The sequence below is a fragment of the Chryseobacterium sp. C39-AII1 genome, assembly GCF_039672645.1.
Taxonomy (GTDB): Bacteria; Bacteroidota; Bacteroidia; order Flavobacteriales; family Weeksellaceae; genus Chryseobacterium.
On record NZ_JBDFPQ010000010.1, the window covers coordinates 36,899 to 56,393 of the forward strand.

Consider the following 19,495-nt stretch of genomic DNA (forward strand, 5'->3'; position numbering starts at 1 on the left):
CAGAATAATTGTAATCTCACCCATCTTAGGTACACTCAAAAGTAGAGTTTTTGGTTAATAATTTACTGTTGTCGTTGTTGAAACTTTGTTGGAATGTGGGAAAATCTTCTGCGTGTTGTGTTTTTATTTTTCCATATTTCAACAAAAAATCTCTAGGTGTGAGATATTGCAATGATTTGTGAGGGCGCTCATTATTATACATCCACATCCAGATCTCTGAATAATTTCTCATCTGCTTGATGTTCTCAAAAAGATAAACATTTAAGAATTCTGTCCGGAAAGTCCTGTTGAATCTTTCTACCAGAGAGTTTTGCGTAGGTTTCCCTGGTTGTATATAATGAAGGACTATTTCATTCTTGCCGCACCAGTCTTTTAATTTTTCTGCAATAAATTCCGGACCGTTGTCAACCCTTATTTTTTCCGGTTTCCCCCGCCAGTCGATCAGTTGTTCCAACTCGGAAACTACTCTTGCCGATGGCAAACTAGTATCGATGGTAATATTCAAGATCTCTCTGTTAAAATCATCAATGATGTTAAGGCTTCTCACGCTTTTACCATTCTCCAAAGTGTCGTGCATAAAATCCATACTCCAGGTTACATTCGGATAAACTGGTCGGAGCAAAGGCTCCTTCACCCTTGCCGGAAGCCGTTTCTTACGTTTGCTTCTCAGATTCAGCTTCATCGATTTGTAGATCCTGTAAACCCGCTTATGATTCCATCCAAAGCCCATGTTTCTCAAGCGGTGGTGCATCGTTCAAAACCCCCATGTTTGGTGTTGTTCTGCGAGCAAAACCAACTCTTCCCGGATCTTATCATCTTCATTGTTTTTTCTCTTTTTGTAATAAAACACAGAACTGTTTATGATGAAAAGTCTACACGCATTCCGAGTGCTTATCCCGTGCTGTGATCCGGAATAAACAACCAGTTCCCGCTTCTCGGAAGGTGTTAAAGCTTTTTTGCGATCACATCTTTCATCACCACATTTTCCAGGGTAAGTTCCGCTACGATTTTTTTGTACTGCGAAAGTTCCTTTTCAAGTTCCTTCATTTTGGAGAGTTGCTGCACATCCAAACCTCCATATTTGCTCTTCCATTTGTAAAATGTCGGCTGGCTGATGCCGTGTTCACGGCAAATTTCATTCACTGTTTTTCCTTGATTTTGTTCAGATAGAATCTTGATAGATCTGAACTTCTTAAAATTTACTGTTTTTCATTGTCTTCCAAATTTAAAAACTATATTTTTAAATGTTCCTGTTTGTGGGGAAGATTACAGTTACCTCTTTATAATAACTATAAACTAAATGTAGATATAGGGAATCATCTTACAAATAGATTAAGAAATTAGGATACCATAGTATATTTAAATATAATTATAATGGTTAGGATTAGTAAAATATTTTGCTGTTAATAAGTTTTAGTATACCATCACTTTCCATTCTCTTAATGGTTCTAATGACTGTTTCAATTCGTAAACCCGTTATGGCAGCCAGCTGTTTTCGGGTCAAATACACTTCAAAAGAATATTTTTCTTTGAAACTACCATAGCTTTTAAAATAGTCTAGCGCACCCAAGAGTCTTACCTCCGCTTTCAATGATAAATTATGCTGCATCATCACAAATTTTTGATACAATCGTTCGGATATAAACTTGTTGATATCTAAAGATACATTTGGATGATCGGTAAGTAATTTAAAGAAGTTATCCTTTGGAATAGTAATTATTTCGCAGGGAGTTAATGTTATTGCATTTACAGGATATTTTTCGGAAATAAACAAGAGCAACTCACAAACGCTTTGTCCTGTAAATAAAATACTTTGAATAATCTCTTTTCCATCTTCATCATTATGATTTAATTTAAGTCGTCCTTCCAGTATTTGATAATAACGTTTTGGTGTATCACCTTCTTGGAATATTGTTTTATCAGCTTTAAACTCCATTATTTCTCCTCCATAAGATTGTAGAATTTTTTTTTCAATAAGCATACTAATTAATTTTTATTAAAGTTAAGAGAATTTTGAAGATGCCTCTCATTATATTTTTAATTACAAACGAGACTATTTTAAGGTGATATAAAATTAATAAGATCAAATTTTTTAATTCAGTAAGTAGTCAGTAAATTTTATAAACTATTCTATCAGTTCATTGATATCTGTTAGTTGTACTTTATGCGTATGATCTATGTCATACATCCGAAATGTCCTTTACTATTAACTTTGGGCGATAGTTAATTGCGCACTTGGCAGTGATATATAGCATTTAAATTCTGCAATTAAATTATACAAAAGTTTAATACCCTTAATAATTTTTACAATATGCTGGTCGATGAAGATTTACTCTTTCATTATGGAGGACAATTAGTTCACTTTACCAAAAATGATATCATATTCAGAGAGTCGGAAATTCCCAAATTTTATTTCCAAATAAAATTTGGCAATGTAAAAATTAACAACTATCATCAGGAAGGAAAAGAATTTATTCATAGTTTACCATCTACAGGACACTGCATAGGGGAAACTTTTATATTCTCCGAACGCCCCTACCCAGTCAATGCTATAGCAATGACTGATGTAGCAGTGATTAGAGTTGGAGTAAGCAGGTTTTTTGATCTGATTCATAATGATAAAAACATATTATTTAAACTTTACCAATATACTTCTGAGAGAATGTATTATAGGTATGTTATGTCAAATAATCTGTCCTCTGCTAATACTTTCAGTAAAATACTTTGTGTTATGGACTGTCTGAAGCAGTATCATAATGTGACAGATCAATACGCTTATCAAATTCCTTATACTCGTCTTGAAATTGCTTTACTAACAGGGCTTAGAGTCGAAACTGTGATAAGAGTATTAAAAAAGATGGAACGTGAAAATATTGTAAAAAATATTGGTGGAAAAATATTTTATTAATTCTTTTAATCGTTCACATTTATCCTACTAGTGGTTAATCTGTTTATTTTATCATTCAATACTATAAGATGATTAGAAAAAATCTAACTAGACCATATATAAATTTGCAATTAATATTTATATTTTTTTCGTAGGTATTGCGAAAATAAATTATAGTTATATGACTTAAGTCATAGGGTAGGTTTTTATGGAGCTGTAATTTTGAAATACACCATAAAAATAAAAGATTATATGAATGTCAATTACAAAAATACTGAAACAAATAACCTGTGCGGCTTACTTTTTCATGATATAGGCAATAGCCAATCACGGGGGGTAGTTTGAAAAAGAAGTAAACAGACTAGTATAAAAAATGAGTAGAAACTACTTGACATTCATATCAACACCAACAAATTAAAATATTATGAAAAAGACAATTCTAATCATTGCAGCCATTGCTGCAATAACGGCGTGTAACAAAAAAGAAACCACTACTGTTGATCATTCAGCTGATCACAGCGAAATGTCTGCTCCCGTGGATTCGGGTTCAATATCCGGAGATTCTCTTTCAACTTCCCAAACGTCTTCTGAAGCAACATCATTAAATGATCAGGATCGAAAATTTGCTGATGCAGCAGCAAAAGGAGGAATCATGGAAGTGATGGCTGGAAAACTTGCATCTCAAAATGCGACTAACTCAGCGGTTAAAAAACTGGGTGAAATGATGGTAAAGGACCACACTAAAGCCAACGAAGAATTACAACAATGGGCCTCTAAAACTGCTTATACTCTGCCTACCGGTTTAGATGCAGACCAACAGAAGACATACGATGATCTGAAGGCAAAAAAAGGAGCTGATTTTGATCGTATGTATACCGATATGATGGTTAAGGATCATGAAAAAACAATAGCTGATTTCAAGAAAGAAGCTGCTGATGGTGCCGAATCCTCTCTGAAAAATTTTGCCACTAAAACGCTTCCCACTTTAGATCATCATTTAATGGAATCTAAAAAAGCAAAAGATGCTGTAAAATAATGTCGAATAAATATCCGGTAATCTGCCTTGAAAGGGTTATCGGATATTATTCGAAGGACGTTATATTGTTTCTGAAAATCTGATGCTGACGGTTTGATGGTTTAAATTATTTATTTACAACCCAGAAAATGAATGTTTATAAAGGCAGTGTTTAATCATTAATGCCGGCTGCATTTTATTACTGGAATAATCTACTGGCTTCAAAACCTATCATCATGAGAAATTCCAAATTACCCAATGCTACAGCAGTGCTAGTGCTCGGAATTTCTTCTGTAGCCTTATGCTGTTGTTACGGAATCCCGGGAATACTTACGGGAGGCATCGCTCTTTTTCTTTACAGAAAAGATAAAAAAGTATACGATAAAAATAAAGGAGGTTACTCCAATTTCGGCAATTTAAAAACAGGAAGAATGCTAAGCATTCTTGGGATGAGTCTAAGTTCCCTTTGTCTCATTTATTTATTGTTGGTGCGCTATCTTTAGTTGTTAAGGGATGAGGATATCCTCTACCATTGCTGAGGTATAAAAAACTTTACCCAGATCTAACGTCGGCCATTTTAATCAGATTACAATTTGAAATGGCCAACGCATCAGCTTTTTAGGGTCTAATGACCACATGATAACGAATAAACACCAAACCATAAAATATAACAATATGAATGCAGCAGTTTTTCATTCGCCGGTAACGATTTATGCATAGATGCTGTAGGTTTTGACCAGACAGAAATCTGATGGATAGAGCAAAGGCAGTTGACAATTTTAAAAAAGGTTCTATCAAAGTGCTGGATGCGTGTATGAGTGGAGTACGGCGTGGGGGGGCAATATTGGGAGTTTATCCCATGAATTATGACAATTTTAGGATAGGTCAGCTTTTCGATAAAGGCCTTACTTAAAGCGGGGCAATCTCCCGTTCATGCAATCATTGATAAATTAATGAAATATGTGGAAACCGGGCAGGTAAAACTCGATGATATCATAACGCACCGCCTTTCCCTTGATGAGGTGTCAAAAGGATATGAAATATTTGATAAAAAGCAGGACGGATGTGTAAAAGTCGTGCCTGATCCTTGGAGATAAGTAATCTCTATAGTATAAGGAGACGTATTCTTAATTAATTAAAATGTATTCTCATGGAATTTAAACAGTCTTTGTTGGATTATATTGGCGGGGCACTGAAATCTGCCGATGAATCAATTTCTATGGCAGAAAGTGTTACTGCTGGCTGCCTGCAGTTTTCATTTTCGCAGATCAAAGATGCCTCTGAATTTTTTAAAGGCGGGGTAACCGCCTATACTCTTGAGGAAAAAGTACAACTTTTGAAAGTTGATGAGCAGGAAGCGATAAAGTGTGATTGTGTTTCTAAGGAAGTTGCCAATGAAATGGCGTTGAATGTTAGTGCATTATTCAATACGGATTGGGGAATATCTGTCACCGGATATGCAACTCCTGTGAAAGAATCGGATCAAAAAATTTTCGCGCATTTTTCATTCGCCTACAAAAATGAAATCATTTTATCCAAAAAACTGGAACTGCACCATAAAACAAAGGCTTCAACAGCCCAGCTGTATTACGCGGAATTTATTATCGGATGCTTTAAATGTGAACTCAATCAAATGATTATTTTAAAATAAACAATATGGAAATCAAAAGTCAATATGTGCTGATCACCGGTGCAACCAGTGGAATCGGATATGAACTGGCGAAATTATTCGCAAAAAATGGCTACCATCTGGTTATTGTATCGCGCAGTCATGATCAACTGCTTGAAAAAGCCAATGAATTTAAAAAATATGGTGTTAAGGTGGTAACACAGGCAAAAAATCTCTTTAAAGAAGATGATGTTTTTTCTATGTATGCCGAACTTAGACTCAACGATATCAGCGCGGAAATATTGGTGAATGACGCAGGACAGGGCTTCTATGGAAAATTTGAAGATACAGATATACATCGGGAATTGGATATTATCAGGCTCAATATCAATGCAGTTCTGATTTTAACCAAACTTTTCCTAAAGGATCGTATCAGCAAAGGATCAGGAAAAATACTGAATCTGGCTTCAATTGCAAGTAAAGCACCCGGTCCATGGCAATCAGTTTATCATGGAAGTAAAGCTTTTATCTTATCATGGTCTGAGGCGATTCGTCAAGAGTTAAAAGATACCGGAATTACGGTTACGGCACTTCTTCCAGGATCGACCGATACAGATTTCTTCAACAAAGCCCAGATGAACAGAAGTAAAATTATGGAAGATAAAGAGAGTTTCAGCACTCCGGAAGAAGTGGCTAAGGATGGCTATGATGCTCTGATGAATGGAGAGGATAAAATAATCTCGGGGTTGAAAAATAAATTAACGGTAGCCATATCTAATCTGGCAAGCGATAGCATGGCAGCATATCGTATGGGAAAAATGCAGGAACCACAGGATGTATAAATTTTAATAGTATGGAGAGGCAGCAATTGGAGAATAAATCAGTGCTCATTACAGGAGCAGACAGCGGAATAGGTAAAGCAATTGCCTTATTATTTGCCAAAGAAGGTTCGGATATTTCGTTTATCTATTATAAAGACGACAAAGATGCAGAGAAAACAAAATTGGAAATTGAAGCTCTAGGCAGGCGTGCTATATGTTTTGGTGGCAATATCAATGATATAGAATTCTGTAAAGCTACCGTCTCAAAAACAGTTGCTGAGTTTGGGAAAATTGATATTTTGATAAATAATGCAGGAACACAAATTCCTGCAGATAATATTATTGACCTTACAGAAGAAAACATCAGAAAGACATTTAATTCAAATATCATTGGAATGATTTTACTTACCAAGGAAGTTTTTCCCCATTTAAAAAAAGGGAGTTCCATTGTTAATACGACCTCCGCAGTGGCTTATATGGGGCATGAAGAATTATTAGATTATTCAGCTACGAAAGGGGCAATTGTTTCTTTTACGAGATCGCTGGCATTACAGGCGAAACCTAAACGTATTAGGGTCAATGCAGTAGCACCTGGACCGGTGGCGACACCCCTTACTAAGAAAACTTTTGGTGAAGAAGAAGACGATCAAAGCAAGCCTCCACTGGAAAGAAAAGCCAATACGGATGAGATTGCTTCAAGTTATCTCTTTTTAGCTACCGATGCTTCAGCACAGATGACGGGTCAGGTTCTCCATCCGAACAGTGGGCTCATTGTTAATGGTTAAATTTATTGGTTATGAACGGAGTAATGATTCAGTTTTTTCACTGGTACCATCGCGGGACTTTATGGAATGAGTTTTCAGAAAAGGCAGCCTATTTAAAACAGCTTGGTTTTACCGCGGTATGGTTTCCTCCCGCAACAAAGTGTTTTCTCGGTAAGGAAGGCCGGGGTTATGACGTATATGATCTATATGATTTAGGAGAATTTGACCAGAAAGGTAGTATTTCAACCAGATACGGAACCAAGGAAGAATACCTTAATGCAATTGAAGCAGCACATGAGGAAGGTATGGGTGTATATGCTGATATTGTTCTTAATCACAGAATGGGTGGAGATGAACCAGAAAATATCTTTGTACAACAGGTTGAGGAGGATAATCGTATTAAGACTATAGAACAACCTTTTGAAGCATCAGCAATGACAAAATTTACTTTTTCTGCCCGGAATGGAATGTATTCAGATTTTAACTGGGATTATCGTTGTTTTAGTGGAATAGACTGCATTAAGAAAAATGGAGAAGAGGTACGGGGTATCTTTAAGATTATAAATGAGTATGGCACCGAATGGAACCCTTCAGTGAGTCATCAGTTCGGAAATTATGATTATCTCATGGGCGCCGATGTAGAATACAGAAACCCAGATGTTGTTCAGGAGATGAAAAACTGGATCAAATGGTATCTTGAAAGTACCAAAGTCGACGGGATAAGGTTGGATGCCTTAAAGCATATTTCTTCAGAATTTTTAAAAGAGTGGATTACTTATATTAAAACAGAAATTAATTCTGACTATTATATTTTGGGGGAGTTCTGGAAAGAAGAGGCCGGAAAAATAAATTATTTCTCTGATGAAATGAGTAATTTAATTTCATGTTTCGATGTGCCCCTACACTATAATTTTTTCAAAGCATCTGAAGAAGGAGATCAGTACGACCTGCGTCAGATTCTTGATAATTCTTTGTTACAACAGATGCCAGTTTTTACTGTTTCTTTTGTTGAAAATCATGATACACAAAAGCTTCAGGCATTGGAGTCCACTGTTAAAGAATGGTTTAAGCCAGTAGCTTATTCCATCATTTTGTTATCAGAAAAAGCCTATCCATGTGTCTTTTATCCTGACCTATTCGGAGCTAAGTATTCGGATATGAAAGATGGTAAAGAAATACATGTTGAAATCCGTAAAGTTGAGACCCTACCAAAATTAATGGAGGCAAGACAACAATTTGGATACGGCTCACAAGTCAATTTTTTTGATGATCCCAATTGTATTGCATTCATACGTATGGGTAATAAAAACAATAAAGGCTGTCTGGTTATTATTTCAAATAATGGAAAAGCCTGCAAAGAAATAATTTGGGGTGAAGAATATTCAAATGCTGTATTCTATGATTTTTTGCAACAAAGAAAAGAAGAAATTGTGTTGGATAATAATGGCAAAGGAATTTTTACAGTGAATGCAAGGTCAGTAAGCGTTTGGGTTAAAAAATAAATAAACCCTATTTTAAAAATAAATTCAATCAAATAAAATCAAGTATCAATGAATACACATAATTTCTTTTACCGTAACAGTTTAAGTATTGTTCTTTTTATATTGATGTTTGTCTGCCTGTACGGGCAGGTCATGACGGGTTGGAAAACTGAAAACAAAGAATTGGCTGAAGAAGGGCAGCATCTTTTAAGTATCGGAGAATATCTACACAGCGGCCATTTTGTTCAGGCCACTTTTGAAAACTGGGAAAGTGAATTTTTACAAATGATGCTGTATGTTGTTCTGACTGTTTTTCTCAGACAGAAAGGGTCAAGTGAATCAAAGTCTTTGGATGAAAAAGAAGATGTTGATAAAGAACCTCGAGCTCATTCTAATGCACCCTGGTCGGTTAAAAAGGGTGGTGTATGGCTTATTCTCTATAAACATTCACTATCAATTGCTTTTGGTATTCTTTTTATTATCAGTTTTACCTGTCATTTTTATGGAAGTTATGAAGAATACAGAGGTGAGCAGATTGCTAAAGAACTTTCTGTGATGCCAATTCAGGAATATTTGTATGATGCCCGTTTTTGGTTTGAGTCGTTTCAAAACTGGCAGAGTGAGTTTTTAGCAGTTGCTTCGCTGGTTATCCTTTCAATTTGGCTCAGAGAAAAAGGTTCTCCAGAATCAAAGCCAGTTGATATGCCGCATAATGAAAATTAAATGTTTAGTTACACAAAAAAATACGAAATGAAGCCACAATTGATCACAGAGGTACCCCTGCAAGAAAAAGGAAGTTTTCACGATACGGAAAGTATTCGTTTAGCTAAAGATTTTGAAGATATAGTTGATTTGTATAAGACTTTAAAAGATCGCCTTTTGTCGGTAAATTACTGGAATTATTATGCTAGTGGAGTTGGCTTTTAACTTACGCGCTTTGCAAGACAGCCTTCAATTTTAAAGAATATGGTCTTAGAAAGTTCAATCCGTATCAATTTATTTTAAAATTGTATTTTAAACGGACCTTCAAAATAGGTTTCATACGTATCCAAGAGATTTCCTTTCTGATCATAAACTCCAAGTTTTAGATTTTGTTTTGACAGTGTTATCTGTTTTTCGGGAAAGCTTATATTAATGGTTCCTTTCACAATTTTGTCACGTTCGACTATTATTTTACGGGAAGCGCTGAAGGTAATTTCACCATTTGCTGGTTCTAATATTCGAATACTGACTACTTTTTTGTCATTTGTTTTATTTAGAAAAGTAAAGTTATAAGTATTCGTAATTTTTCCGTCCCGCACGAAAAAGGTACTGCCTGCGGGTTTAATAAATTTGGCTTCCATATCGGCACGGTTGTAAAGAAGATATCCCAATAAAAATTGTAAAGCAACTAAAAGAATGACAAAACCTTTCATTCGTGCATTAAATTTAATAGGCTGACCGTTCTCTATTTCCTTTTCTGAAGCATATCGTATTAGTCCTCTTGGTAATCCTACCTTATCCATTACTTCGTCACATGCATCAATGCAAGCTGTACAGTTGACGCATTCAAGCTGCTGACCATCTCTGATATCAATCCCTGTGGGGCAGACCACAACACATTGATAACAATCAATACAGTCGCCTTTTCCCGCAGCTCTCCTGTCTTCACCCTTTCTCCATTTTGCTCTGTTCTCACCTCTGTTAAAATCATAGAAAACATTGATCGTTTCTTTATCAATCAGTACTGCCTGTAATCTTCCGTAAGGACAAACCAATGTGCATACCTGTTCCCTAAACCATGCAAAAACAAAATAAAATGCAGCGGAGAAGAGAATCATTACTATGAAATTGGTCGGATGTTCAAAAGGTCCCTCCTGCACAATCCTGAAAACCTCCTTATATCCTACAATATACATAAACATAAAATGGGTAAAAATCAAAGAAAGTAAAATGTAGATAGACCATTTCAAGGTTCTTTTCCCTATTTTTTCAGCATTCCACTCCTGACGGTCAAGCTTCATCTGTCTGTTTCTATCACCTTCTATAGCATATTCAATTTTTCTAAAAACATTTTCCAGAAAGATTGTCTGAGGACAGATCCATCCACAGAATATTCTTCCAAATGCGATTGTAAAAATAATAATGCATATCAACGATACAATTGCACCCAAAGTAAGGATGAAAAAATCTTGTGGGTAAAAGGGCTGACCGGCAATAAAAATCTGACGGTTAAAAACATCAAATTGTAGTGAAGGGTTACCATTTATCGTGATAAATGGGAGTGTAAAATAAAATAGCAGTAAACAAAAGGCTACTAAATTCCGGTAATTGGTATATCTGCCTTTAGGTTTTTTGGGAAATACCCACTTTCTTTTACCGGATTGTTCCATGGTACCAATTGAATCCCTGTAGGTTTCCGGCTCTAATACCTGTCCCTCGCCGCCTTTAAAATCTGATGTATTATGATCTTTCATGTGCTGTTTTTTATTTGATTACGGCTGAAATAAATGTTCACCAATGTTGAGGTAATTGTCAGCTATTGAATTTCATTATCAATTTTTTTTAAATCCGACATTGCAGGTCCGTTGAGCAGTTTACCTTCAATATCAAAACGTGATCCGTGGCACGGACAGTCCCAAGAAACTTCGGAAGGATTCCATGCCACATTACAGCCCGTATGAGGACATATGGGGCTTAGCAGATGCAATTTATTTTTATCATCGCGATAGGCCGCATACGTATTGCCGTCATGCTTGATTATTCTTCCCTCACCACTGCTTATCTCATTGAGTTCAGTAATTTTATCTGCCGAAAATTTATCTTTTACAAAATGCATAGAAGCATTGACCACTTCATCGAGAATGTTTCCTGCGCTAGCTATAGGCTTGATCCGTGCCGGAGACAGGAGTTTGGCTAACTCTGTTATTTTATTCTCCATTAAATCGGGAATAATCAGGGAGCTCATCGATCCGAAAGTCATTCCATTACCTGTGAAACCTGTAGAAATATAAATATTGTCTTCACCCGGCATTTTTCCAATATAGGGTAAGCCATCTGCAGACTGATAATATTGAGATGACCATTTTGCCGTAACTTCTTTATACTTAAAATTGTAATCTACATATTCCATGAGATCTTCAAAATGTTTTTCGGTATCATTTTCATCACCGGTTTTATGGTCGAAACCTCCCACAATTAGGAAGTAATTATTGTCTGATTTATGATAACGGGCATAGTGATATGGATCATAAAGATCGGCAGTCTGCGCCATGGATTTTACAGGGTTGGCAACCTTCAGGGTTACTGCATAGCTTCTATAAGGAGCCAAAAGAACACTGAAACGGTTGTTTCCTGGGGGAATATGGGTAGCCCAAACTAAATTTTTTGCCGTGAATATTGTTTGATCGTGGGTTGTAACCGTAACGATTCCGTCTTTATTTTTTAAATCTGTAACTTGTGCTCCTGTGACAATTGCTCCGCCTTGTTTAATGTATTCTTTGAGTAACTTATTGATATATCTGAGTGGGTGAAATTGTGCCTGACCTTTAATTTCAATGGCTTTTTCAAATTTCAGGGTAAATGGAATGTTGTAAACCTGTTGAGTATCTATTCCTACTTGATGATGGGCTTCTAAGATATCAACCAATTTTTTTGATTGCTTTCCATCAGTACTGAAAAGATAATAATTACATTCGTTAAAGTCACAAGAAATATGGTATTGCAGAATATTATGTTTGATATACCGCACTGTTTCTTTTGCGGAATTGGCCAGTAATACTGCTGAGCTTTCTCCAAAATTTTTAATGATTTCGTCGTAAGATGAATCAAAAAAATTATTGATATGTGCAGTGGTTCCACCGGTTGTTCCAAATCCAGGATTTTCTTTTTCAATGAGAAGACAATTACGACCCCTATTCTGAAGTTCCTTTGCTAAAGTCACTCCTGTTATTCCTGCACCAACAATGATGGTGTCAAAATCAGTCGCTGTATAACTCTGTAACGCTTCTTGCTCTATGTTATACTGCCATAAGCTTTTATTATTACCGTCTCTGTTCATAATAATTTTTTTAGTGATTGGTGTAAAAGAAAAGTGCCGGCATACTTTTAATGAACCGACACCTAGGTGTAAATAATTATCTTTTTTTAGTAAAGGCTCCATAAATGATCAGAACAATAATGGCTCCTAGAACAGAGATTCCTATAGTTCCCAGATCCCAGGGATTTCCATCATCCCCAATTCCGAGTACCCCTGCAATAAAACCTCCTACCAATGCGCCCACTATTCCAAGAATAATGGTTATAATCCATCCTCCGCCTTGATTTCCAGGCATTAAAAACTTGGCGATTGCCCCTACTATTAATCCAAAAAGGATCCATGCTAAAATTCCCATAATATATTTTTTTGTGATAGTAATGTGGTTTTTGTTAGCAGGTAAATAACCAAATGTATACCAATCAGATCCATCAACAGCAGCGGAAAATTAATAATTATTATACTATGATTACGATCATAAATAAGTCGAATTATAAGGGAAAGTTTGCGATTTTCCAAGAATTATAAATGCTTTAAAATAATAGAATTTAATGACGGTAAAAAGCACCGATGAAATAATGTTTCGCTGCGGTATCTTGTATTCCATAATTAATTCCGATATCTAATTTAAAGTCTTTGACAACTTCCATTTGAATTACAGCATTAATAAAATTGGAAAGCTCATGGGCTTTAAAATTATAGGTGTAATAAGTTTCAGCTATCCAGTCTATTCCTTTTGATAATGGATGACTAATTGTGAATGTTTGCAGGAATTCAGTATGCATTTCCGGTTGATCCAGATCCTTGAGTTTATCTACTTCCACCTGTAGACCCAATTTCCATTTTCCAGGTAACTTATAGGACATAGGTACAATTAGTCCACCTTCCAGGCAGCTCTCTTCATCATATTTTGAAGTAGGCAATTTGACGTAGGGAAGGATTGCCAGAGCAAAGTCACCATGGTCGTTTCCTATTACATTCTGTTTAATCCTGAATGTTATATCACCTATTCCGTCAGTTATATGACATAAAAAAAGGATTAGGAAATTCGTATCGCTAAACCAAATAAAATCCTATCCCTTGTACAAACTATTAAGCAAAGATACAGTAGAATTAGAAATCGTACATTCTATTCCCGTTGTAAAGAGGGGCTTCAAATCAAAAGTACTTATTTGGGAGATTATCAACTGTATTTTATATAAACTTAAAACATGCGTTCAATGGTATCTTTTACCTATCTTTCAGTTATTCAGGAAAGAAGTTCTTCATCATAAAACAATCTTTGGCTATTATCGTAAATGTAAAGCTGGGATATGGAAATCTTGTTGGAATCTTATTTTACAAAAGAATAAATCAAAAATTGATGTATCCAGCACAGATGTAGATGGCAGCCACAGCCCAGCCTTACGAAGTGGTGAAGTGGTCGGTTATCAGGGACGAAAAAAGCGCAAAACGACCAATGCTATATATCTGACCGATAGAAACGGCTTACCTTTGGCAATGTCAATCACTGTTTGTGGAAATTTTACCAAACAATTGTTTAAATATTCTTTAAAGTATGAGTAATGAGTTCTCAGTTTTTTAATGCTTTACTTCATTGTACAGCTTTCATATTGGGAATTTTAAATAAACAATATGAAATTTCCTTTTATAATTAATGTAAACTTGGATTTATAAAAAATAAATTTTAATTTTTTATAATAAACCGGCAAAAAGGCAGCTAAGGTATAGCGGTCAGGCCATTCTTTTGCCAGCCAAAAGACTACGGCATAAACGGTTTCCTCCCTAAAGGTACCCTCCAATTATTCCGTTTCCTTTTTGCTTTCACCGCTGCCCACTAAGATTATCTGCTTTCTTTTTTCCAGTTTTTCTTTTAAAAAATATTTAGCGAAGCCCACGAGGGCTTTCAGAGAAAGGAAGGAGAAGAGATTCAAAACATATCTAAATCTACAATCTTAAAAAGAACAGTTATGAACATTATCGGAAGACTGACAAGAGATGCTGAAGTCCGCACCCTGTCAAACAAAAAACAAGTAGTCAATTTCTCTATTGCTACCAATGACAATTAACGCAATAAACAAGGCGAGCGAATCGAACAGACAACTTTCTTTGACTGCTCCTATTGGATTTCTTCAAAAGTAGCGGAATTACTTAAGAAAGGGACATTAGTAGAGCTAATCGGAAGAGTTTATACAAGAGCATGGATTGGAAAAGATGGACAAGCACACGCTGGCCTGAACTTCCATACATCACAAGTGACGCTGAAATGAAAAAATTAATTCAATTGGCACTTTGTCCCAATAAAGAAACTTTAAACCATCTGCAGAAAGGAAATGCTGAAGAATTGTCTACGGTTTTTAAAAACACGGTGGAGGATGCATTTGCCTATGCAATGATGAGTGATGCCCAACAAATGGAAACCACAAAAGAGACCTTATTCGGTGCTTACAATGCGGTAACGGGTTTCTATCAGAATGTAAAAACTTACAAAGATGACGAAGCCAAATTACAATCCATAGTTATGGGCGGAACAGCTCAAATGAAGTCTCAAAAAGCGTTTGAGCTTTGTGAAAACGTTGCTCATTTTGTAGTAGACAATTTAAAAATGAACTGAAAATAATTTATTAATTAAAACATACGGTAAATGCAAGTCTCCACCGTATAGGAGCATATCAAATGAAATTCAATATTGTAAATGAAATAAAATTAAGCTATTCACGAAAAGGTAATTCCGACATAGTAATCAGTAATTCATATGATGCGTTAGAGGTATTTCGACAACATTTTGATTCTGATGAAATAGATTATAGAGAATCTTTTTTCGCTTTATTTTTAAATCAGAGTAATAAAGTTTTAGGAAACAGAAAGATTTCTGAATCCGGAATTTCTTCAACTATAGTGGATGTTCGGATAATTATGCAAACAGCCCTTCTCTGTAATGCTTCGTCTATAATTGTAGCACATAATCATCCATCTGGAAATTTAAAACCCTCTAATGAAGATTTAAAAATTACAAAGAATATTAAAAATGCATCCGAATTCTTGAATATTAAATTACTAGATCATTGCATTTTAACATCGACAGATTATCTGTCTTTTGCCGATAACGGATATTTATAAAATTTCTAACTAATAAAATAAACGACAATATTGAATTGTCGTTTATTTATAATTTTCGGCGAAAAGACAATTCCTTCCTATGGTCGGAAACGTCTTTTCGCAAATCATAAGGAGTAACCCCATTGATAAAAATTTTCTTACTTAAATTTTTTCAAAAAGGTTACATTTATTTCGAAAGGCTACTTCTTATAGCCTGTAATGTGAAGAAAAATTAAAGGTTATTTCTGATAAAATAGCCTAATACATTATATTTTACATTATACAGGTTCTGCGTTTTGAGGACTAAACTGTATGGTTAGCTTTTGCTCATTTCCCATATTGTCTGAAATCCAAATGTCAAAACTTTGAGATACTGTTGATTCAGAAGTATAATATAACCTAAATTCCTTTTCAGTCAGGAGATATGAATCGTTGGGTAAAAAATGAGGTTTATTGAATAAACGTAATGTACCCTTTCCCTCAAACTGAAAATACCTGAAGAAATACTCAGTTTCACTATAGTTTCCAACAGGAATAATGCGACATCTGATCTCCACAGTTTCTCCAGAAGCTATATATTTTGAAACAGGCATTACCTGCACTTCAAACGGAAAATTTTTCTGTACCTGTAATTCATCTTCTGAACAAGAGGAAAAACAAAGCTCGACTGCAAATAAGGTTGCTATAAGATACAGAGTAGCAAAAAAATGTCTTTTGATATTGATTAAATCTTTCATAACAATTTTTTATTTTATAAGTTAAATCTTATTCCAAGACCAACGCCAGGTCTTATTTTTTCAAGTGAAGTATTCCATATTATTTTTGCTTTATAAAAGCCTGTTAAAACGATCCGATCCGACAGATAGGTTTCAATACTAAGTTTTACACTTCCCCCATACACCCACGATGATTCATTCAAGAGTACGGCTCCGTCATAGAGTAGTGTCTCACTTTTATTGATATTCTCATATCCTCCGGTGGCGGAAAATGTGGAATTGATTAAAAAGCTTTTTGTCCGGTCAGAAATCAAGTTGAAACTATAACCGACTTCAAGACTGTAGTTTTCAGCTGGAACATCAATCGTTTTATACGTAATGATCTGTCTGCCGTATTCAAATGAATACATCGAATAGTTCCCTTTTTTTGAATAGATAATAAAATCGGTATTGACGAAATAATTTCCGGATGACTTTTTTAACAGTAATCCTGTATTGATTCCGATACTTTTTTGCTTCGGTAACATTCTTTGTGCTTTGACTACGTAAAAACATAAAAACACTGTTATTAACGATAATAAACTTTTCATGTTAGTTTAGTTTTAATTGAATATCATTGACCACTTGGGCACTGATCAAATCTGAATTTTCTATCTGAATCTTCTGATGTCGTCCGCCATCTTTTTCCATCAATTCAATCTCTAATATCTGATCTTCTAAAAGCGTAAACTGGTCCATGAGATAAAGAAATTCACCGTCGGATTGGTAGTTGACTGTAGGGTTAGGAGAATAAGTCCGGAGAGGAGATAATACCTTATCCTGAACGACAGTTCTTTTTAGATTCTTTTTGTCGGTAATTTTGAAAGTGACAAAATCAACGTCAAAAGAAACATTGCTCTTGTTTTTAATTTGAAAAATAAAATAAAACTTTCCTTCGTGTACATACAGAGATTTTAACAGAAACTGAATTCCAAAACTTTTTGAACCAATGTGCTTTACTGTTCTTTTGGGAAGTTGGTACAAGGTTTTTATCAATAATTCAGTCAATGATGAAGATTCGCCCTTAAGTTCTTCAAACAGGACATCTGTCGAGTATTCTTTTTCCTGATTTCGCTGTAATTTCAGAAGGTCATAATTCAGAGTGTCTGGATAAGAACTGTAAAAAACATCAAAATTGTAAAATTTACCATCCTCAGTAATGACCGAAAAGTTTGTTTCTTCATCGAAATCTCTTACTGAGGATTTTATTCTGAGAACATTCGCTACATCCTCCGCTTTATTGGCAATCAAATTTTCGCTTCCCAGATCCACGTATCGTATGGGAGATGGAAATAATAAATGTGTTGTTTTATTGTACGTAACTTCCATCTTGTAAGGTTCCAGTTTGGCCTGAGAAAGCGATGCGAAACCTGAATTTTCCTGAGCTGCTAATCTGCAGATACCGAAGAGTATCAACAGAACCGAGAAAAATATATTAAGTCGTATTTTCATTAATTTTAATTTAAAGGTTAATTATTTTTTTGAAACTAAAAGCACCTGATGCCCTGCCTTAACAGTAACTTTAGGCTGTCTTACTTTCTTTTGAAAGTATCCTGAAACTCCCTGAACCAAACCTCTGGTGAGATCGGCAGCAACCTGTTGTCCTGCCGATTGGGTCATCATAATATTGGTGCCGGAATTCTGGCTCATGTTGGATGCTATATCCTTAATAGCGGTCTGTTCTGAAGAGTAGGGAATGTAAAGCCCCAACTGCCCATCATTATCATGAATATTAATCTCGACAGGGGTTATAGTGCCTTTGTATTCAATTCTTGAAATTGCTAGTAACAGTCTTCCTCCCTGAAGTTTTCCTGCTGCTTTTAGTACAGTACCTGAAGGAATGGTTGTCTTTCCAAGGAGCAAACCTTGTGTTAGTCGTAAGGGCACCATACTTTCATTTACCAATGTCATGGTTTCATGTATTACTGCATGGATACTGCTGTTATTTTGGGATACAGTATTTTCCTGTTCATTCTGTAACCCCGCAAATCGATTATGACTGATGGATGCTGAAAATGTACTGTCTGAAGGTTCTCGATACAAACTGGATACGACGTTGCGTTTTTGAAGTTGTACTGCCGTTATTTTAACTTTGTTTTCTTCAGGCTTTGCCTCAGAGGTTTTCTTTGGTTCTGGTTCTTCCTGCTGTTTTGGCGCAGGTAGATATTTTGCAGCCATCTGATAAGACTTTTCCATCAATTCTAACTGATCATTAATTCCTACAGTACTTGGAACTGCATCCTTATGTGAAATTTCATTCTTAAGCCTGTTAATTTCCCTTTTTAATTGGGTAACCTCATGGTCGTCTTTGCTGTAAAATGAGCTTAATGTTTGTTGTGCATTACGGTAGCTGTTTAAAGCATTCTGATCTGCGTTCGTATTGTTATGAGATTCTGGAGATAGAGCGGTCAGCTGATTCGAGCCGTTTGCTTCACTCCAATAATCTGAGAGGCTTGTCATAGCATTTCTTTTTTCTTCATTTTTCTGCTCCAACAATTCTAGCTCATATGCCTTCTGCTTATCTGCTTGTAATTTGTCATCCGCGGCTTGTGGCACTTCAGCATTTAAACCTACCTCTTGATTAGTTGTTTTATCATCTTTTGGTTTAAAAATCAGATACAAGGATACCATACAAGCAATGAACATTAAAAAGTAAATGATCGGCTTTTTAAATTTTTCCCACCTTGGCTTACGATCCAAAGGTTCATTTTCGTCTGAGGAATGTATACTTCCTTCAGTGATTCTGATTTGACTATTCTCTTTCATGGGGATGTTTTATGGGGTGAATAATTAGCTGGGTTTTCAAGCGGCTGATGTTGCATCTTTATCTTCTTTGGAATGTTATTGATATGTCCAACTGAAAGAATGGTTCTACTTTTTGAATCTTTTGACCATAGATGAATAACCGTTAAAATCGTCATTATCGCATACCCTGCAAAAAATATCTTGGTCAAAGAGCGTTGTCGTTTGGTAGATAAGGATTTCCATTTCCGTTCTGCTTTATTAACGAATTCCTCTATTTTTAATCTTATTTTTTTCATATAACTGT

General features: G+C 35.4%; 23 protein-coding genes and 2 pseudogenes. 13 read left to right on the plus strand and 12 right to left on the minus strand.

Annotation, left to right across the window (positions count from 1 at the left end; all coding sequences use genetic code 11):
- Positions 1-25: 25 nt before the first annotated feature.
- The 3 genes from ABEG63_RS14955 to ABEG63_RS14965 all read right to left on the minus strand — a co-directional run bounded on the left by ABEG63_RS14955 (position 26) and on the right by ABEG63_RS14965 (position 1,981).
- Positions 26-751, minus strand: a complete 726-nt coding sequence (locus ABEG63_RS14955) for an IS3 family transposase (RefSeq protein ID WP_346585886.1) — start codon at positions 749-751, stop codon at positions 26-28.
- A gap of 194 nt (positions 752-945) precedes the next feature.
- Positions 946-1,179, minus strand: coding sequence for a transposase (locus ABEG63_RS14960; protein ID WP_346586057.1), 234 nt, complete (start codon positions 1,177-1,179; stop codon positions 946-948).
- A 205-nt stretch (positions 1,180-1,384) separates the two neighbouring features.
- Entirely contained in the window at positions 1,385-1,981 is a 597-nt protein-coding gene (locus tag ABEG63_RS14965) for a Crp/Fnr family transcriptional regulator (protein ID WP_346585888.1), read from the minus strand.
- Between the two features lie 330 nt (positions 1,982-2,311).
- Here ABEG63_RS14965 and ABEG63_RS14970 point away from each other — a divergent pair, with 330 nt between their 5' ends.
- The 9 genes from ABEG63_RS14970 to ABEG63_RS15010 all read left to right on the plus strand — a co-directional run bounded on the left by ABEG63_RS14970 (position 2,312) and on the right by ABEG63_RS15010 (position 9,504).
- Positions 2,312-2,908 carry a Crp/Fnr family transcriptional regulator gene (locus tag ABEG63_RS14970; RefSeq protein WP_346585890.1) on the plus strand — a complete coding sequence of 199 codons (597 nt, stop codon included), beginning with the start codon at positions 2,312-2,314 and terminating at the stop codon, positions 2,906-2,908.
- Between the two features lie 403 nt (positions 2,909-3,311).
- Positions 3,312-3,923, plus strand: a complete 612-nt coding sequence (locus ABEG63_RS14975) for a DUF4142 domain-containing protein (RefSeq protein WP_346585892.1) — start codon at positions 3,312-3,314, stop codon at positions 3,921-3,923.
- Between the two features lie 215 nt (positions 3,924-4,138).
- Positions 4,139-4,405, plus strand: a complete 267-nt coding sequence (locus ABEG63_RS14980) for a CCC motif membrane protein (protein ID WP_346585894.1) — start codon at positions 4,139-4,141, stop codon at positions 4,403-4,405.
- A 647-nt stretch (positions 4,406-5,052) separates the two neighbouring features.
- Positions 5,053-5,553 carry a nicotinamide-nucleotide amidohydrolase family protein gene (locus ABEG63_RS14985; protein ID WP_346585896.1) on the plus strand — a complete coding sequence of 167 codons (501 nt, stop codon included), beginning with the start codon at positions 5,053-5,055 and terminating at the stop codon, positions 5,551-5,553.
- A gap of 5 nt (positions 5,554-5,558) precedes the next feature.
- The gene (locus ABEG63_RS14990; protein WP_346585898.1) at positions 5,559-6,353 is read left to right on the plus strand and encodes an SDR family oxidoreductase; all 795 of its coding nucleotides are present in this window, start codon (positions 5,559-5,561) and stop codon (positions 6,351-6,353) included.
- An 11-nt stretch (positions 6,354-6,364) separates the two neighbouring features.
- A complete protein-coding gene (locus ABEG63_RS14995) occupies positions 6,365-7,117 on the plus strand; it encodes an SDR family oxidoreductase (protein WP_346585900.1) in 753 nt (250 codons plus the stop codon).
- 11 nt (positions 7,118-7,128) lie between these two features.
- The gene (locus tag ABEG63_RS15000; protein WP_346585902.1) at positions 7,129-8,598 is read left to right on the plus strand and encodes an alpha-amylase; all 1,470 of its coding nucleotides are present in this window, start codon (positions 7,129-7,131) and stop codon (positions 8,596-8,598) included.
- Between the two features lie 48 nt (positions 8,599-8,646).
- Positions 8,647-9,300, plus strand: a complete 654-nt coding sequence (locus ABEG63_RS15005; RefSeq protein WP_346585904.1) for a DUF6766 family protein — start codon at positions 8,647-8,649, stop codon at positions 9,298-9,300.
- 27 nt (positions 9,301-9,327) lie between these two features.
- A complete protein-coding gene (locus ABEG63_RS15010) occupies positions 9,328-9,504 on the plus strand; it encodes a hypothetical protein (RefSeq protein WP_346585906.1) in 177 nt (58 codons plus the stop codon).
- 74 nt (positions 9,505-9,578) lie between these two features.
- On the opposite strand, the gene ccoG is transcribed toward ABEG63_RS15010, so the two are convergent.
- From ccoG to ABEG63_RS15030, 4 genes are all read right to left on the minus strand, one after another.
- Positions 9,579-11,033: a cytochrome c oxidase accessory protein CcoG gene (gene ccoG, locus ABEG63_RS15015; protein ID WP_346585908.1), complete on the minus strand. Its 1,455-nt coding sequence runs from the start codon at positions 11,031-11,033 to the stop codon at positions 9,579-9,581.
- A 62-nt stretch (positions 11,034-11,095) separates the two neighbouring features.
- Entirely contained in the window at positions 11,096-12,616 is a 1,521-nt protein-coding gene (locus ABEG63_RS15020; protein WP_346585910.1) for an FAD-dependent oxidoreductase, read from the minus strand.
- A gap of 76 nt (positions 12,617-12,692) precedes the next feature.
- On the minus strand, positions 12,693-12,950 hold the full coding sequence (locus ABEG63_RS15025) for a GlsB/YeaQ/YmgE family stress response membrane protein (RefSeq protein ID WP_346585912.1): 258 nt from the start codon (positions 12,948-12,950) through the stop codon (positions 12,693-12,695).
- Positions 12,951-13,140: 190 nt separating this feature from the next.
- Positions 13,141-13,659: a transporter gene (locus ABEG63_RS15030; protein WP_346586059.1), complete on the minus strand. Its 519-nt coding sequence runs from the start codon at positions 13,657-13,659 to the stop codon at positions 13,141-13,143.
- Between the two features lie 13 nt (positions 13,660-13,672).
- On the opposite strand from ABEG63_RS15030, the gene ABEG63_RS15035 reads away from it, so the two are divergent.
- From ABEG63_RS15035 to ABEG63_RS15050, 4 genes and pseudogenes are all read left to right on the plus strand, one after another.
- A complete protein-coding gene (locus ABEG63_RS15035) occupies positions 13,673-14,158 on the plus strand; it encodes a hypothetical protein (RefSeq protein ID WP_346585914.1) in 486 nt (161 codons plus the stop codon).
- A 404-nt stretch (positions 14,159-14,562) separates the two neighbouring features.
- Positions 14,563-14,856, plus strand: a pseudogene (gene ssb, locus ABEG63_RS15040) (single-stranded DNA-binding protein); the annotation flags it as partial.
- Positions 14,847-15,206: pseudogene (locus ABEG63_RS15045) on the plus strand (DUF932 domain-containing protein); the annotation flags it as partial. The pseudogenes ssb and ABEG63_RS15045, both read left to right, overlap by 10 nt.
- A 62-nt stretch (positions 15,207-15,268) precedes the next feature.
- Positions 15,269-15,712, plus strand: coding sequence for a JAB domain-containing protein (locus ABEG63_RS15050; RefSeq protein WP_346585916.1), 444 nt, complete (start codon positions 15,269-15,271; stop codon positions 15,710-15,712).
- A 257-nt stretch (positions 15,713-15,969) separates the two neighbouring features.
- On the opposite strand, the gene ABEG63_RS15055 is transcribed toward ABEG63_RS15050, so the two are convergent.
- The 5 genes from ABEG63_RS15055 to ABEG63_RS15075 form a co-directional block, all read right to left on the minus strand.
- Positions 15,970-16,428, minus strand: coding sequence for a DUF3872 domain-containing protein (locus ABEG63_RS15055; RefSeq protein ID WP_346585918.1), 459 nt, complete (start codon positions 16,426-16,428; stop codon positions 15,970-15,972).
- Positions 16,429-16,442: 14 nt separating this feature from the next.
- Positions 16,443-16,934 carry a conjugal transfer protein TraO gene (locus ABEG63_RS15060; RefSeq protein WP_346585919.1) on the minus strand — a complete coding sequence of 164 codons (492 nt, stop codon included), beginning with the start codon at positions 16,932-16,934 and terminating at the stop codon, positions 16,443-16,445.
- A gap of 64 nt (positions 16,935-16,998) precedes the next feature.
- Positions 16,999-17,898, minus strand: a complete 900-nt coding sequence (gene traN, locus ABEG63_RS15065; RefSeq protein ID WP_346585921.1) for a conjugative transposon protein TraN — start codon at positions 17,896-17,898, stop codon at positions 16,999-17,001.
- 21 nt (positions 17,899-17,919) lie between these two features.
- Entirely contained in the window at positions 17,920-19,212 is a 1,293-nt protein-coding gene (traM, locus tag ABEG63_RS15070; protein ID WP_346585923.1) for a conjugative transposon protein TraM, read from the minus strand.
- Positions 19,209-19,487, minus strand: a complete 279-nt coding sequence (locus ABEG63_RS15075) for a hypothetical protein (protein ID WP_346585924.1) — start codon at positions 19,485-19,487, stop codon at positions 19,209-19,211. The genes traM and ABEG63_RS15075 overlap by 4 nt, the downstream gene beginning before the upstream one ends.
- Positions 19,488-19,495: the final 8 nt, after the last annotated feature.

Coding starts and splice junctions, on each gene's coding strand:
- ABEG63_RS15005 (WP_346585904.1), top strand. CDS start 8,647: ATGAATACACATAATTTCTTTTACCGTAACAGTTTAAGTATTGTTCTT.
- ABEG63_RS15025 (WP_346585912.1), bottom strand. CDS start 12,950: ATGGGAATTTTAGCATGGATCCTTTTTGGATTAATAGTAGGGGCAATC.
- ABEG63_RS14980 (WP_346585894.1), top strand. CDS start 4,139: ATGAGAAATTCCAAATTACCCAATGCTACAGCAGTGCTAGTGCTCGGA.
- traM (WP_346585923.1), bottom strand. CDS start 19,212: ATGAAAGAGAATAGTCAAATCAGAATCACTGAAGGAAGTATACATTCC.
- ABEG63_RS14955 (WP_346585886.1), bottom strand. CDS start 751: ATGCACCACCGCTTGAGAAACATGGGCTTTGGATGGAATCATAAGCGG.
- ABEG63_RS14965 (WP_346585888.1), bottom strand. CDS start 1,981: ATGCTTATTGAAAAAAAAATTCTACAATCTTATGGAGGAGAAATAATG.
- ABEG63_RS15075 (WP_346585924.1), bottom strand. CDS start 19,487: ATGAAAAAAATAAGATTAAAAATAGAGGAATTCGTTAATAAAGCAGAA.
- ABEG63_RS15050 (WP_346585916.1), top strand. CDS start 15,269: ATGAAATTCAATATTGTAAATGAAATAAAATTAAGCTATTCACGAAAA.
- ABEG63_RS14970 (WP_346585890.1), top strand. CDS start 2,312: ATGCTGGTCGATGAAGATTTACTCTTTCATTATGGAGGACAATTAGTT.
- ABEG63_RS14975 (WP_346585892.1), top strand. CDS start 3,312: ATGAAAAAGACAATTCTAATCATTGCAGCCATTGCTGCAATAACGGCG.
- ABEG63_RS15000 (WP_346585902.1), top strand. CDS start 7,129: ATGAACGGAGTAATGATTCAGTTTTTTCACTGGTACCATCGCGGGACT.
- ABEG63_RS15010 (WP_346585906.1), top strand. CDS start 9,328: ATGAAGCCACAATTGATCACAGAGGTACCCCTGCAAGAAAAAGGAAGT.
- ABEG63_RS15060 (WP_346585919.1), bottom strand. CDS start 16,934: ATGTTACCGAAGCAAAAAAGTATCGGAATCAATACAGGATTACTGTTA.
- traN (WP_346585921.1), bottom strand. CDS start 17,898: ATGAAAATACGACTTAATATATTTTTCTCGGTTCTGTTGATACTCTTC.
- ABEG63_RS14990 (WP_346585898.1), top strand. CDS start 5,559: ATGGAAATCAAAAGTCAATATGTGCTGATCACCGGTGCAACCAGTGGA.
- ccoG (WP_346585908.1), bottom strand. CDS start 11,033: ATGAAAGATCATAATACATCAGATTTTAAAGGCGGCGAGGGACAGGTA.
- ABEG63_RS14985 (WP_346585896.1), top strand. CDS start 5,053: ATGGAATTTAAACAGTCTTTGTTGGATTATATTGGCGGGGCACTGAAA.
- ABEG63_RS15020 (WP_346585910.1), bottom strand. CDS start 12,616: ATGAACAGAGACGGTAATAATAAAAGCTTATGGCAGTATAACATAGAG.
- ABEG63_RS14995 (WP_346585900.1), top strand. CDS start 6,365: ATGGAGAGGCAGCAATTGGAGAATAAATCAGTGCTCATTACAGGAGCA.
- ABEG63_RS15055 (WP_346585918.1), bottom strand. CDS start 16,428: ATGAAAGATTTAATCAATATCAAAAGACATTTTTTTGCTACTCTGTAT.